Raw genomic sequence first — 13,781 nt, 5'->3', positions numbered from 1 at the left:
CCGGACGCGCCACCGGGCAATGCGACGCGCGTTTTCTCAGTTCGGCGGGGTGAAGACGGTGCCGCGTTTCATCCCTGCGGCGCGCCCCTTGGCCGCGATGACCAGGGCCATCTTGCGGGAGGCCTCGTCGATCATCTCGTCGCCGAGCATGACGGCGCCGAGGCGGCCACCCTCCTCGGAGGTGTAGTAGTCGTACGCGTCCAGGATCATCTCGGCGTGGTCGTAGTCGTCCTGGGCGGGCGAGTACACCTCGTTGGCCGCCGCGATCTGGCCCGGGTGCAGCACCCACTTGCCGTCGAAGCCGAGCGCGGCGCTGCGCCCGGCGACCTCGCGGAACGCGTCGACGTCGCGGATCTGCAGGAACGGCCCGTCGATGGCCTGCAGGTCGTGCATGCGGGCGGCCATCAGGATGCGCATGAGGATGTAGTGGTACGGGTCGCCCGGATACCCGGGGATGAGTCCGCCCACGACCAGCGACTTCATGTTGATCGAGGCCATGAAGTCGGCCGGGCCGAAGATGATGGTCTCGACGCGCTTGCTGGCCGCGGCGATGGCATCGACGTTGACCAGGCCGGCGGCGTTCTCGATCTGCGCCTCGATGCCGATCGTGTGGTGCGCGAGCCCCAAGGTCTTCTCGATCTGGGTCAGCGTCAGATCCAGCCATTCGATCTGACCGGCGCTCTGCACCTTGGGCAGCATGATGGCGTCGAGGTTCTCGCCGGCGCCCTCGACGACCTCGATGACGTCGCGGTACGTCCACGGCGTCGTCAGGTCGTTGACCCGCACGACACGCGTCTTGCCCGCCCAGTCGCCCTCGTTGAGGGCCGCCACGATGTTCTTGCGCGCGTCGGGCTTGGCCAGCGGCGCCACGGCGTCCTCGAGGTCGAGGAACACCTGGTCGGCCGGCAGCCCCTGGGCCTTCGCCAGCATCTTCACACTGGAGCCGGGCACGGCGAGGCACGAGCGGCGCGGGCGTCCCAGGGCGGCCATCGGCGGCTCCTTATCGAAGGTTCAGGCGGCTACCAAACGGTAACCTCGACGCGTGAGTACACAGAACTCCCCTGTGGGAGATCTCACCGGCCGTACGGTGGTCATCACCGGCGCCAGTTCCGGCATCGGCCTGGCCGCCGCGATCGAGATGGCCCGGCGCGGCGCGAACACCGTGCTCGTCGGGCGCAACCCCGCCCGGCTCGAGGCCGCGGCCGCCGCGGTCTCCCAGGCGGGCGGCGGCCGGACGGCCCCCGCGTACCGCAGCGACTTCGCCCGGCTCGACGACGTCCACGTGCTCGTCGACCACCTGCGCCAGCGCTACCAGCGCATCGACGTGCTGGCCAACAACGCGGGCGGCGTCGTGCGCGGCCACCAGATCACCCCCGACGGCTTCGAGGCGACCCTGCAGACCAACCACCTCGCGGCGTTCCTGCTCAGTAGTCTCCTGCGCGAACAGCTCCGCGGGGGCCGGATCATCAACACCGCCTCGGGCGCGCACGCGATGGGCGCCCTCGACCCCGCCGACCTGCGCGGCGCCCGGAAGCGGGGGTTGTGGCGGCAGTACGGCTCCGCGAAGCAGGCGAACATCCTCTTCGCCGCCGAGGCGTCCCGCCGCTGGCCGGACATCATGTCGGCGTCGTACCACCCGGGCTTCGTGCGCAGCCGCTTCGGCTCCACGATCGGCGTGAACATGGCGGCGCGGTTGGCCCCGTTCGCGCGCAGCCCGGAGCGCGGGGCGGACACGCTGGTGTGGCTGGCCGCGACTCCGGCGTCGCAGCTCACGGCGGGCGGGTACTACATGGATCGCAAACTGATCCGGCCGTCCCGCGACACCGACAGCCCCGCGCTGGCGGCGCGGCTGTGGGAGGAGAGCCTGCACGCCGTTGGCCTGGGGTGATGTCCTGGCCACTCAGCGCCATTTTCGATCTTGTCGGCGCGTGATCGATTAGGTGGCGGTGGGTAAGATGAGGTTTGAAAAAGGAGGACGGCCACCGGGCGATCTGACTCTTTCTCGCAGGTCAACGGCCTTCGCTCCACGGACTTTTGGAGGGGAACTGGCGAGCGGCTCACCGGCCCCGTGCGCCACGGACCTTGTGCAGGCGGAACGGGCGGCGCGGGATGCGGGTGGCGGGAGTCGGGCGGGGTGGGGCGGCCTGAGCGTCGTCGGGCATGTCCGCGGAGGCGCCGGCCGGGGTGAGACGGCTGACGACGCAGCGCTCGGCCCACGTCCGGACGAGGTCGTCGGCGGCGCCGGAGCTGTTGAGGCGCTTGGCGGCGAGCTGGGGGACGAGTTCGGTCCACGCCTCGTCCTGCGGGGCGATGCGGGTCACGTCGGCGGGGAAGGTGACGATCCGGCCGCCGTGGTCGCCTCGGAGGATCACGTCGGCGGTATCGGCCTCGGCGAGGCCGGGGATCGCCTGCTCGCCCTCGCCGGTCACGACTAGCAGGGCGCTGCCGAGCCAGGCGCACCAGGCGAGGGTCGGGGGGTTGCCGGCGACGGCGATCCAGGCTACTGCGGCTTTCTTTGCCGCCTCCTCGACCAGTGCGTCCATGTTTCACATCCAATCACGGCCGGGGGTTATGGGGCCGCTGGTGTTGGCGTCGATCTGGGCCGCTGGGGGCGCGTCGCGGCTTCGGGGGCGCTGCCGGATGGATTGGAACCGAGACGGAGATCTTGCGCGTTGGAGCCGGGTGGAGCGCGCGTCCTGGCCGCGGTTGGCCGCGGTCGCGGCGCTCAGCACGGCCACCGTGCCCCTGCCCGCTCCGCGCCCGCTCTCGCCGCCGCCCGCCCTCGCTTCCGCAGGCGCCCACCCCGGTCGCCGATCACGGTTTCCGCTCTTTTTGCGGGATTTAAGGCGATTTACAGGGACTTTTCGGACACCAACGCGCGGAATGGTTCGCGTCGGCGCTGCTTGAGCCGCCTGCGCTGCGGCATCTGCGGGTTCGCCCACTGCAGGATTCTTGCCGCGCCACGGCACGTACGCCGCGCCAGCAGCTCTGGGCGGTGGGTCTTGTGACGCTCGGCCGTCGTGGCGCGCTGTTGACTCCGAGCTGCGAACCGCTCGCGCGGTGCCGAGCCAATGCCCAGCAATTCGGGCAAAAGCCAACGAAAGCCGATTTATGCGGAAATTTCCGGTCGCGGCGCCGCGTCGTGGTACTCGGTCGACGTGTACCGCAGCGCCTCGACGCGCGCCGGCCACTCCCCCGCCGGCCAACCCCCCTTGCGCAGCAACGCATCCACGAACTGCTCCGCATCCGGCAGCTTCACCCACACCGCCGGCAAGAACGTCGCCCGCCGCGCCCCATCCCGCAAAATCAAGCCATCCTCGCCCGGCCGCAACCCGGCCACGAGGGCGGCCCGGGATTTCGCGGCAACCGGCTCGGCCCGGCTCAGCACCGACACCTTCACGTCGAGCCCCGGCCAGTCCTCAACCGTCACCGGCGGCAGCCGAGGATCGCGCATCGCCTGCACAGCGTTGCGCACCACGTCACGGTGCAGCGGCTGGACGGCTTCCAGGCTGCCCACACACCCCCGCAGCACCCCGGCCCGCTCCAGGGTCACGAAGGATGCGCCGTCGCGGCACAGTGGGCTGTCCAACGGAACCGTCGCGGCCAAGGGTGAGCCCGTGAGCCGTGCGTGAACCGCGTCCGCCGCCAGGCGGGCGAGGTACCGGCCATCCGCCGGCGACAACGCCGCCGTCACGGTCACGCCCCCAGAATAGGCCCGTCAGGCGACCAGCTCGCGGGCGCCCACCAGCTCCGGGACGGCTTCGAGGCTCGTCACCACCGGGCCGCGCCAGTCGGGCTCGGCGTGGAAGGTCAGGTGGGCGCCCAGGTCCGGCGCGCGCAGCTGGATCGCGGTGAGGCCGAAGCGCACCGCGCCCGTGAGCTCGCGGCTGCCGCCGTCGCCCACGTACAGGCAGCGGGCCGGGTCCACGTCGAGCTGGGCGCAGGCGGTGGCGTACATCGCGGCGTGCGGCTTGGTGTGCCCGACCTGGCAGGAGTACACGGCGGCGTCGATCACGTCGGCCAGCGGCGTGCGCGGCAGCACGAGGGGGAGTTCGAACCAGCAGTCGCTCACGATCGCGATGCGCACGCCGGCGGCCCGCAGCGCGTGCAGGACTCCGAGCGTCTCCGGGCGCAGCGGGGCGTCGGCCTGCACGGTGGCCAGCCGCAGCTCCGCCGCCTCGCGTAACTGGGCGGTCGTCGGCTCCACGCCGAGTTCGGTGCACAGCCGGCGCAGGCCTGCCAGGTGGCTGCCGTAGCCGCCGCGGGCCCGCTCGTCGTAGGTCCGGTCGAGCACGGAGAGCCACTCGGCCGGGTCGACGCCGAGCACCTCGGCGGTCCGGCGGTGCCCCCCGCTGCGGCGAACTGCGCTGGTACACGTGTTGTAGTAGTCAAAACAGACAGCCTCTATCACCGTTCGGTCCCCCTTACATCCTCCGAACGGTCTACCTGGTCCCCCGCGGCGTGTCGTGTCGGATCAACGACAATTCGCACCATGCGCAAGGTCGGTCTTTCCACTGCCGTCGCCCTGGTCGTCGCGATCGTGGCGGTGTCGGCCTCGGCGCCCATGATCGCATTCGCGGCCGCCCCCGCCCTTGCCATCGCGTTCTGGCGCAACGCGCTGGGCGCCGCGGCGCTGGCGCCGGCGGCCCTGCGGCAGGGGCGGGCCCGGCCCGGCCGGCGGGCGCTCGGCGTCACCGCGCTGTCCGGGGTGTTCCTGGCCGTGCACTTCGGCACCTGGGTGCCGAGCGCCAAGCTGACCAGCGTGGCGATGTCGGTCGCGCTGGTCTCGACCACCCCGGTGTGGACGGCGCTGGTCGCGGCGGTCCGGGGCGTACGGGTGCCGGGCAGCACCTGGACCGGCATCGGGATCGCGGTCGCGGGCGTCGCGCTGGCCACCGGTGCCGACCCGGACCTGTCGGGGCGGGCGCTGCTGGGCGACGCGCTGGCGCTGACCGGCGGGGTGGCCGCGGCCGGGTACACGCTGCTCGGCGAGCACGCGCGGGCCAGCCTGACGACGAGCGTGTACGCGTCGATCTGCTACGGCATCTGCGCGGCGCTCATCGTCGTCGTGTGCCTGGCGACGGGGGCGAGGCTGTGGGGGTACACCTGGAGCACCTGGCTGGCGATCGCCGGCATGACGATCGGGCCCCAGCTGCTCGGCCACACCCTGATCAACTATGCGCTGCACCGGGTCAGCGCCACGACGGTCGCGGTCCTGCTCCTGCTGGAGGTGCCGGGCGCGCTGGTCATCGCGTGGGTGCTGCTCGGGCAGCTGCCGGCGGCGCGGACGCTGCCGGGCATCGCGCTGCTGCTGGCGGGCGTGGCCGTGGTGGTCCTCGGCGGCCGGCGTCGTCAACCGACGAACGGTGGCACGATCATCTCGCCGGAGGCGATCGGCACCACGTGACCCGAGACCGTGGCCGACACGGCCGCGCCGCCCTGCGCCGTCACCGTGCAGTGCAGGGCCGACGGTCGGTGCATCTCAAGACCTTGGGCGATTTCGTACCGGCTCAGCCCGTCGGCCGCCACCAGCCCGCTCGTCACCAGCCACACGCCGAGCCCCAGCGCCGCCGAGCCGGTCGCCGGGTCCTCGGCCACGCCGACCTCGGGCACGAGCACCCGGACGTGCGCGAGCCGCCGCTCGGCGTCCCAGTGCAGGACGCTCAGGTTGTCCACGGGCCGCTGCAGCCGCAGCCGGGTCACGGCCTCGTCGGTGACCGACAGGAACGTGAACTCCAGCCCGCACCCGGCCTTGCGGGGCGCCGGGCCGACGTGGTCGGCCTCGGTGAGCCCGATCGACTCCAGCAGCGGCAGCGGGTCCAGGGCGGGTCCGACGGTCGGGGTGGCGCCGGTGACGGTCGCGGCGCCGTGCACCTCGTCGACGTGGACCGGCAGCAGCCCGGCCCCGCACTCCTGCACCACGTCGGGGCCCGTGATCACGCCGTTGCGCACGAGGGTCACCGCGCAGCCGACCGTCGGGTGCCCGGCGAAGGGCAGTTCGGTCCCCGGCGTGAAGATCCGGGCGCGGTACGTCGCGGCGGTGCCCGGCGTCGGCGGCAGCACGAAGATCGTCTCGGAGAGGTTGAACTCCCGCGCGATCGCCTGCATCTGCTCGGCCGCCAGGTCCCGGGCGTCGAAGACGATCGCCAGGGGGTTGCCGGTGAAGGGCCGGTCGGTGAAGACGTCGACGATCGCGTACCGCACCATGCTCATGAAGGCAGCCTAGGGGGCACACGTCACTCAGGTTCGGTCCAACGCCTGCTTTGTGGCCTGCTTCAGTAGGCTTAAGCCTCGTGAGTACTGCGCCGCGGGTCTACATCGCGCGCCTCGCGGGCCTGAGCGTGTTCGATCCGAACGGCGACCAGGTCGGCCGGGTGCGCGACGCCGTCGCCCGGGCCCGGCCGGGCAGCCAGCCGCCCCGGGTGGTCGGGCTGGTCGCCGAGATGCCCATGCGCCGGCGCATCTTCCTGCCGATCGGCCGGATCACCGCGCTCGAGCCCGACGCCGTGGTGCTCAACACGGGCACGCTCAACCTGCGCCGCTTCGAGAAGCGCCCGGGCGAGCTGCTGGTGCTCGAGGACTTCATGGACCGGCACGTGACCGTGGCCGCGACCGGGCGCACGGGGGCCGTGGTCGACGTGGCCATGGACGCCGATCGCACCGGCGAGTGGTCGCTGTCGCGGGTGGCGGTGCGGGAGTTCACCGGGCGGCTCACTCGCCGCGGCCACCTCAACCAGCTCGAGTGGTCCGAGGTGACCGGGCTCGCCGGGGAGCCGCAGACGCAGGGCACCGCGGGGCTGCTCGCCGTGCTGGACAACATGCGCGCCGCCGACCTCGCCAACGTGCTGCAGGACCTCTCCGAGACCCGGCGGGTCGAGGTCGCCGCGGCGCTGGACGACGAGCGCCTCGCCGACGTGCTCGAGGAGCTGCCGGAGCACGACCAGCTGGAGATCATCACCGCGCTGGAGCCGCAGCGCGCCGCGGACGTGCTGGAGGAGATGGACCCGGACGACGCCGCCGACCTGCTCGCCGAGATGCCCAAGCCCGAGCAGGAGGTGCTGCTGGACCTCATGGAGCCCGACGAGGCCTCCCCGGTCCGGGCCCTGCTGGAGTACGAGCCGGGCACGGCCGGTGCGGTCATGACCTCGGAGCCGATCGTGATGGCGCCCGACGCGACCGTGGCCGAGGCCCTGGCCCGCATCCGGGAGCCGCAGCTGTCGCCGGCGGTCGCGGCCGGCGTGTTCGTCACGCGCCCGCCGATGGCCACGCCGACGGGGCGGTACCTCGGCGTCGTGCACTTCCAGCGGCTCCTGCGCGAACCGCCGTCCGCCCTGCTCGGGGGCGTGGTCGACAACGACATCGACCCGCTGGCGCCGCACACGACGCTGGCCGAGATCACGCGCCGCATGGCGACCTACAACCTGGTGGTGATGCCTGTGGTCGACGACAACGACAAGCTGGTCGGCGCGGTCACCGTCGACGACGTGCTCGACCACCTGCTGCCCGAGGACTGGCGCGACCGCGACCACGCCGAGCCCCTGCCCATCGCGGTGCCGGGCGCGCCGGGCGGTACCCGTGGCTGAGCGCCGGCGGCTCGACCAGCCGCGCGCTTCCCGGATCACGCTGCCCCGCTTCGATCCGGAGGCCTTCGGGCAGTGGTCGGAGGGGATCGCCCGCTTCATGGGCACGGCGAAGTTCCTCGTCTACATGACGGTCGTGATCCTGGCCTGGATCGCCTGGAACACGCTCACCCCGAAAAGCTGGCAGTTCGATCCGTACACCTTCACCTTCCTCACGCTCATCCTGTCCCTGCAGGCCTCGTATGCCGCGCCGCTGATCCTGCTCGCGCAGAACCGCCAGGCGGACCGGGACCGGCTCGCGGCGGAGGAGGACCGCCGGCGCGCGGCGGCGCAGAAGGCGGACACGGAGTACCTGGCGCGGGAGATCGCGGCGCTGCGCATCGCGCTCGGCGAGGTGGCGACCCGCGACTTCCTGCGCTCGGAGCTGGCCCGGGTCGCGGAGGAGCTGGACGAGGCGGCCGACCGGCGGGCGAAGGCGGAGCGCAAGAAGGTGCGCAAGGCGCTCGGCTCCCTGGCCGATCCGCTGGGGTCGGACGAGCCGGACGACGTCGTGGACTCCGACGAGCCGCCGCGCCGCCGCTCCCGCCGCGACTGAGCAGCACGCCGGCTGCCCAGCAACACGCCCGCTGCCCAGCAGGTGGGACCGGACAGCATTACGCCGCGCGCCTCAAGGGGCGAGGCGCGCGGCGTTGTAAACGATGATCCCACCGTCTTCGGTACGCGGACAAGCCCCCTCAGGCGCACACGGGTGACATGCTTCGCTCAGTGGGCGTGTGACGCGTTCCTCGTGCAGGGTTGACGCGCCGGATACGGCGGGCTGCCCGACGTACCATGGCACCCATGTCTGCCCCGGCCACCACCGTCGAAGACGCGATCGCCGCCGCGCTCGCGACCGTCGACGACCCCGAGATCCGCCGCCCCATCACCGAGCTGGGCATGGTCCGCGACGTCACCCTCCGCCCGGACGGTGTCGCCGCCATCGGCATCCTGCTCACGGTGGCCGGTTGCCCGCTGAAGGACAAGTTGCGCACCGACATCACCCGCGCGGTCGGGGCCGTCAGCGGCGTCGCCGGGGTCGAGATCGAGTTCGGCGTGATGACCCCCGAGCAGCGCAAGGACCTGCAGACGAGCCTGCGCGGCGATGTGCAGGAGCCGGTCATCCCGTTCTCCCAGCCCGGCTCGCGCACCCGCGTCTACGCGGTCGCCAGCGGCAAGGGCGGCGTCGGCAAGTCCAGCGTGACCGTGAACCTCGCGGCCGCCCTGGCCGCCCGGGGCCTGTCCGTGGGCGTGGTCGACGCCGACATCTACGGCCACTCGGTGCCGCGCATGCTGGGCGCGGACGGCAAGCCGACGCAGGTCGAGTCCATGATCATGCCGCCGTCGGCGCACGGCGTGAAGGTCATCTCGATCGGCATGTTCACCCCGGGCAACGCCGCCGTCGTCTGGCGCGGCCCGATGCTGCACCGCGCGCTGCAGCAGTTCCTCGCCGACGTGTACTGGGGCGACCTGGACGTGCTGCTGCTGGACCTGCCCCCGGGCACCGGCGACGTGGCCATCTCGCTCGCCCAGTTGCTGCCCTCGGCCGAGATCCTCGTCGTGACGACCCCGCAGGCCGCCGCGGCCGAGGTCGCCGAGCGGGCCGGCTCGATCGCGCTGCAGACGCACCAGCGCATCGTCGGCGTCGTGGAGAACATGTCCTGGCTGGAGCTGCCGGACGGGCAGCGCATGGAGGTCTTCGGGGCCGGCGGCGGGCAGACGGTCGCCGACTCGCTCAGCCGGGCGGTCGGGGCGAAGGTGCCGCTGCTGGGGCAGATCCCGCTCGACACGCGGCTGCGCGAGGCCGGCGACGCCGGGCTCCCGCTCGTGCTGGCGACCCCGGACGCGCCCGCGGCGCAGGCCCTGGCCTCGGTGGCGGACCGGCTGGCGCTGCGGCGCGAGAGCCTGGTGGGCAAGCCGCTGGGCCTCAAGCCCGCCGGGCGGTAGATCAGGTCACGTCGTCCCAGCTGGCGCGGACCGCCGGCTGGGACGCTGGAGCCTTGCCCAGGTTCCTGGCGGCCGCCGCGGCGGTCGATCAGGTCACGTCGTCCCAGCTGGCGCGGACCGCCGGCTGGGGCGCTGGAGCCGGGGCCGCCGCCGGCGCGGGGGCCGTGGCCTTGCCCACGTTCTTGGCGGCCGCCGCGGCGTCCGAGGCGTCGCGCTTGACCTGGTCGGCGACGCCGCGCACGTCGTCGTAGATGCCCTGCAGGGGCTTGCGCAGCGCGGCCTCGTCCTCCTCGCTGAGCAGGTGCTTGCGCAGGAACGTCTTCGGGTGCAGGTCCTCGAGCTGGATGTCGGTGCCGAGCTCCTTGCTCAGGTCGCCGGTGGCGTTGCGGGCCATCTGGCGGACCTGGCGCAGCATCTTCACGCCGTCGCTGATCGCCTTGGGCAGGCGGTCCGGCCCGAAGATGAACACGCCGACCAGGATGATGACCAGAAACTCCCAGCCGCCGATGTCGAAGCCCATGTGCCGGCCCTCCCCTTGCTCTCGCTGCCCAGACTACGCACACCCGGGCCGGTTCCGGGAGGGCCGGTCAGTTCCTTACTTGGCGTCCGCGACGAGGGCCACGGAGGCCTTGGCCTTGGCGGCTCCGCGCAGGTACTGGATCTCCACGGTGTCGCCCGGCGCGTACTTGCGGATCAGGGCGGTGAGGTCCCACGACTCGTCGATCGGCTTGCCGTTGACCGCCATGACCACGTCGCCCGCCTTGAGGCCGCCCGCCGCGGCGGGGCCGCCCGCCTCGACGGTGGCCAGGCGCGCGCCACCCGCCGGGTTCTGGTAGGCGCTGTCGACCTGCACGCCCATCACCGTGCGGCGCGCCTTGCCCGTGTTGATGATGTCGGTGGCGACGCGCCGGGCGTGGTTGATCGGGATGGCGAAGGCGAGCCCGACGTTGCCGGCGCTGGCCTGGTCCTCGGAGAGGGTGCCGATGACCGAGTTGATGCCGACCACGCGCCCGGCCGCGTCGAAGAGCGGCCCGCCCGAGTTGCCCTGGTTCACGGCGGCGTCGGTCTGGATCGCCGCGTAGTACCGCGCCGTCCCGTTCTCGCTGGTGCGGATGGGGCGGTCGAGGTAGCTGACCACGCCGTACGTCACGGTGCTGGTCAGCCCGAGCGGCGCGCCGACCGCGACGACCGGGTCACCGACCTGGACGGCGTCGGAGTTGCCGAACTGGACCGGGGCCAGCTGACCGTCCGGCAGCCCGTTCGTGTCGATCTTGAGCACGGCGATGTCCGACTCGGGGTCGGTGCCCACGACGCTCGCCGCGGCCACGCTGGCGTCGCTGAAGCGGATGGTCGCCGCGCCGCTGCCGCCCTCGACGACGTGGTTGTTCGTGATCACGTGGCCGTCGCCGCTGACGACGAAGCCGGAGCCCAGGGAGGTGCCGTTGCCGACCCGCATGCTGATCGTGACGACGCTCGGGAGGACCTTCTTGACCAGCCCGGCGATCGACTCGGGGGCGCGGTTGTTCAGCGGGGCGTTGCCGACCTGGCCGGAGCCGAGGGTGGCGCCGCCCCCGCCCATCGCGAAGACGTAGCCGAGGGTGCCGCCGAGCGCGCCCGCGAGCAGGGCGGTGACGATCGACACGACGAGGACCAGCCCGATACCCACCCGGGGCCCGGGCGAGGGCGGCGGGGGCTTCTCGAGCGCGGGAGACTCGTCGGCGGGCGGCTTGACCACCACGACCGGAGCGTCCGGGTCGCGCCACGGGTCGGCCAGCGCGTCGGACCACCAGCTGTCGGGCGCCGGCCTGGGGGCGGCGGCCTGGGGTGCACCGGGTGTGGCCCATGCGGGGCGCGCTCCCCAGCCGGTGTTGCTGGCCGGCGCGCCGGGGCCCGGCTGACGCCAGGCCGAACCGTCTGTCACGATCGGCTCCTCCGTCCGTTTCGCATCCAGCATTACACGCCCCGGCTTCGAGCATGCGGGGGCGAGGTCTCCTAGGCTTGCGGTCAATCGACTTCTCTTAAGGGGTGTCCCATTACCGCCTCCGCCCGGACCGCTGACTTCATCGACGGCTTCGTCGCCGAGGACCCGGTGCTCGCGACCGCTCGCGAGCAGGCGTTCGAGCTGGGCATCAGCGCGGTGAGCCGGGGCTGCGGGGCGGCGCTGCGGGTGATCGCGGCGGTGAGCAACGCCAAGGCGGTCGTCGAGGTCGGCACCGGCACCGGGGTGAGCGGCGGCTGGCTGCTGCGCGGGATGCGCCGCGACGGGGTGCTCACCACGATCGACTTCGAGGCCGAGCACCAGCGCATCGCCCGGCGGGTGTTCTCCGCGGCCGGCAACGCGCCCTCGCGCACCCGGATCATCACCGGCCGCGCGCTCGACGTGCTGCCGCGGCTGGCCGACCGGGCCTATGACCTGGTCTTCGTCGACCACGATCCCAGCGAGTACGGTCCGGTGATCGCCGCGGCCGAGCGGCTCCTGCGCCCCGGCGGCACCCTGGCCCTGGCCGATGCCCTGGCCGGCGGCCGCGTCAGTGATCCCACGGTCCGGGATGCCGAGACGGTACTGCTGCGCGAGGCCGTCAAGTCCCTCCGCGAGAGCGAGGCGTGGATCCCGGCCCTACTCCCCCTCGGCGACGGGCTGCTACTCGCGGCTCGCGCACAGTAGCGACCGGCGGGCCGCCGACCCGAAACTGTCGTACCGGTGTTCGAAGATGCCCCCATGACCGAACTCGGCATCATCACCCACACGATCCTGTCCGCCACCGCCCCCTTCGACCTCCGCTGCTCCCTTCGCGCGCTCGCGGACTTCCGGCCCGGCCGCCGCGACATCTCGCTGCGCCCCGGCGAGTGGGTGCGCCGCGCCTTCCCGCACCCCGCCGACCCGGAGGCGGCGGTCGTGGTCGAGGTCGCCGAGCGCGACGACGGCGCCGCCGGGGCCGGGCTGACCGTGTTCAGCGCGGAGCCGCTCGCCGGGCCCGACCTGGACGCGGTGCGGGCCCGGGTCTCGGGCTGGCTCGGGCTGGACGACGACCGCGCCGAGTTCCTGCGCCGCGCCGAGGCCGACGAGTGCGTCCGGCCGCTGCTCGAGGTCGCCCGGGGCCTGCACCAGGTGCGGTTCTCGAGCCTGGCGGAGGGGGTCGTGTATTTCACGCTCCTGCAGAACTCCACCCAGTGGTATGCGACGCTGCGCAAGCGCCGCCTCACCCTCTACCTCGGCGCCTCGGTGCGGGCCGGCGACGAGGACTTCACCGCGATCCCGGACCTGCCGCGGCTGGCGCGGCTCTCGCCGGCCGAGGTGCTGCCCTACGTCGGCGCGCAGAACAAGGCCGAGCGCCTGACCGAGGTGCTGGCCGGGGTGGCCGCGATCGACGAGGAGCTGCTGCGCACCGGCCCCTACGACGAGGCCCACGCCGCGCTGCTGGCGGTGCGGGGCATCGGCGACTACACGGCGCACGCTCTGCTGCTGCGGGCCCTCGGCCGGCCGGACGCGGTGCCGCTGGAGATGGAGCAATACGCGCACACGGCCCGCGCGGTCTACGGGGCCGCTCAGCCGTCGCCGGACGAGCTGCGGGAGCGCTACGGGCGGTTCATCGGCTGGTGGGCGTACACGTGCCGGACCGCCCTCACCTGGCTGGAGCAGGACGAGAAGGCACGCGAGCGCTCCGCCCGGCGCCGGCCCCCGGCGGCGCGCCGGCCGCGCTCGGCCGCGGGCCGCACCCGCCCGCGGCCGGCTCCCCGGCACCCGGCCCCATGGAGCCCGAACGATCCCGGCCCGGCGCTCACCTCGCTTGCGCCGCCGGCCGCCTCGTTCACGCTTTCGCCCACTTCCCCGTCCTCGGCCTCGCCCACTTCCGAGCCCGGCTCCCCGTCCTCGCCCTCGGCCGCCTCCGAGCCCGGCTCTCCGTCCTCGCCGCCGCCCGCCTCCGAGCCCGGCTCCCCGTCCTCGCCGCCGCCCGGCTCCGTGCCCGGCTCCCCGTCTTCGCCCTCGCCCGGCTCCGAGCCCGGCTCCCCGTCCTCGCCCTCGCCCGCATCCGTGTCCGGCTCCCCGTCCTTCTCCTCGTCCGCTTCCTCCACGTTCTCGCCCGAGTTTGAGCCGGATCTCGCCATCGAGCCGTCGCCCGACGAGCTGCTGCCCGCGGAGGTCATGGTGGGCTGAGCCGCTCCGGGTCCGGGCCCGCGCCGCCCCCGAGCCGCGGCGGCCGCGGGTCCGGCCCGGCT

At 73.2% G+C, this 13,781-nt stretch carries 14 protein-coding genes; 7 read left to right on the top strand and 7 right to left on the bottom strand.

Features of this window, described 5'->3' with window-relative positions; all coding sequences use genetic code 11:
- Positions 1–36: 36 nt before the first annotated feature.
- Positions 37–990, bottom strand: a complete 954-nt coding sequence (locus ACQP1P_RS03625; protein ID WP_433083072.1) for an HpcH/HpaI aldolase/citrate lyase family protein — start codon at positions 988–990, stop codon at positions 37–39.
- 73 nt (positions 991–1,063) lie between these two features.
- On the opposite strand from ACQP1P_RS03625, the gene ACQP1P_RS03620 reads away from it, so the two are divergent.
- Entirely contained in the window at positions 1,064–1,888 is an 825-nt protein-coding gene (locus ACQP1P_RS03620) for an SDR family NAD(P)-dependent oxidoreductase (RefSeq protein ID WP_433089814.1), read from the top strand.
- 169 nt (positions 1,889–2,057) lie between these two features.
- On the opposite strand, the gene ACQP1P_RS03615 is transcribed toward ACQP1P_RS03620, so the two are convergent.
- The 3 genes from ACQP1P_RS03615 to ACQP1P_RS03605 form a co-directional block, all read right to left on the bottom strand.
- A complete protein-coding gene (locus ACQP1P_RS03615; protein WP_433083070.1) occupies positions 2,058–2,543 on the bottom strand; it encodes a hypothetical protein in 486 nt (161 codons plus the stop codon).
- Between the two features lie 566 nt (positions 2,544–3,109).
- The gene (amrA, locus tag ACQP1P_RS03610) at positions 3,110–3,700 is read right to left on the bottom strand and encodes an AmmeMemoRadiSam system protein A (protein WP_433083068.1); all 591 of its coding nucleotides are present in this window, start codon (positions 3,698–3,700) and stop codon (positions 3,110–3,112) included.
- 18 nt (positions 3,701–3,718) lie between these two features.
- The gene (locus ACQP1P_RS03605) at positions 3,719–4,411 is read right to left on the bottom strand and encodes an HAD family hydrolase (protein WP_433083066.1); all 693 of its coding nucleotides are present in this window, start codon (positions 4,409–4,411) and stop codon (positions 3,719–3,721) included.
- Between the two features lie 81 nt (positions 4,412–4,492).
- On the opposite strand from ACQP1P_RS03605, the gene ACQP1P_RS03600 reads away from it, so the two are divergent.
- Positions 4,493–5,407 carry a DMT family transporter gene (locus ACQP1P_RS03600; protein ID WP_433083064.1) on the top strand — a complete coding sequence of 305 codons (915 nt, stop codon included), beginning with the start codon at positions 4,493–4,495 and terminating at the stop codon, positions 5,405–5,407.
- Here the strand turns inward: ACQP1P_RS03600 and ACQP1P_RS03595 are convergent.
- Positions 5,353–6,213, bottom strand: coding sequence for a PhzF family phenazine biosynthesis protein (locus ACQP1P_RS03595; protein ID WP_433083062.1), 861 nt, complete (start codon positions 6,211–6,213; stop codon positions 5,353–5,355). The two genes, ACQP1P_RS03600 and ACQP1P_RS03595, sit on opposite strands and share 55 nt — an antisense overlap.
- An 80-nt stretch (positions 6,214–6,293) precedes the next feature.
- Here ACQP1P_RS03595 and ACQP1P_RS03590 point away from each other — a divergent pair, with 80 nt between their 5' ends.
- The 3 genes from ACQP1P_RS03590 to ACQP1P_RS03580 all read left to right on the top strand — a co-directional run bounded on the left by ACQP1P_RS03590 (position 6,294) and on the right by ACQP1P_RS03580 (position 9,563).
- Positions 6,294–7,583: a magnesium transporter MgtE N-terminal domain-containing protein gene (locus tag ACQP1P_RS03590; protein WP_433083060.1), complete on the top strand. Its 1,290-nt coding sequence runs from the start codon at positions 6,294–6,296 to the stop codon at positions 7,581–7,583.
- Positions 7,576–8,175 carry a DUF1003 domain-containing protein gene (locus tag ACQP1P_RS03585; RefSeq protein WP_433083058.1) on the top strand — a complete coding sequence of 200 codons (600 nt, stop codon included), beginning with the start codon at positions 7,576–7,578 and terminating at the stop codon, positions 8,173–8,175. Before ACQP1P_RS03590 ends, ACQP1P_RS03585 begins: the two co-directional genes overlap by 8 nt.
- A gap of 245 nt (positions 8,176–8,420) precedes the next feature.
- Entirely contained in the window at positions 8,421–9,563 is a 1,143-nt protein-coding gene (locus ACQP1P_RS03580; RefSeq protein WP_433083056.1) for an Mrp/NBP35 family ATP-binding protein, read from the top strand.
- 88 nt (positions 9,564–9,651) lie between these two features.
- Here ACQP1P_RS03580 and tatB read toward each other — a convergent pair whose 3' ends face one another.
- Positions 9,652–10,083 (bottom strand): Sec-independent protein translocase protein TatB, encoded by a 432-nt coding sequence (gene tatB, locus ACQP1P_RS03575; RefSeq protein ID WP_433083054.1) that lies wholly within the window; start codon positions 10,081–10,083, stop codon positions 9,652–9,654.
- Between the two features lie 75 nt (positions 10,084–10,158).
- Positions 10,159–11,484: a S1C family serine protease gene (locus ACQP1P_RS03570; protein WP_433083052.1), complete on the bottom strand. Its 1,326-nt coding sequence runs from the start codon at positions 11,482–11,484 to the stop codon at positions 10,159–10,161.
- Between the two features lie 141 nt (positions 11,485–11,625).
- Here ACQP1P_RS03570 and ACQP1P_RS03565 point away from each other — a divergent pair, with 141 nt between their 5' ends.
- Positions 11,626–12,228, top strand: a complete 603-nt coding sequence (locus tag ACQP1P_RS03565; protein ID WP_433089812.1) for an O-methyltransferase — start codon at positions 11,626–11,628, stop codon at positions 12,226–12,228.
- Between the two features lie 54 nt (positions 12,229–12,282).
- Positions 12,283–13,719 (top strand): hypothetical protein, encoded by a 1,437-nt coding sequence (locus ACQP1P_RS03560; protein ID WP_433083050.1) that lies wholly within the window; start codon positions 12,283–12,285, stop codon positions 13,717–13,719.
- Positions 13,720–13,781: the final 62 nt, after the last annotated feature.

This window comes from Dactylosporangium sp. CA-052675 (genome assembly GCF_050947935.1).
In the GTDB taxonomy this organism is placed as follows: domain Bacteria; phylum Actinomycetota; class Actinomycetes; order Mycobacteriales; family Micromonosporaceae; genus Dactylosporangium.
Note: the sequence above shows the minus strand (reverse complement) of the source record. Positions and strands in the feature narration are given on the sequence as shown.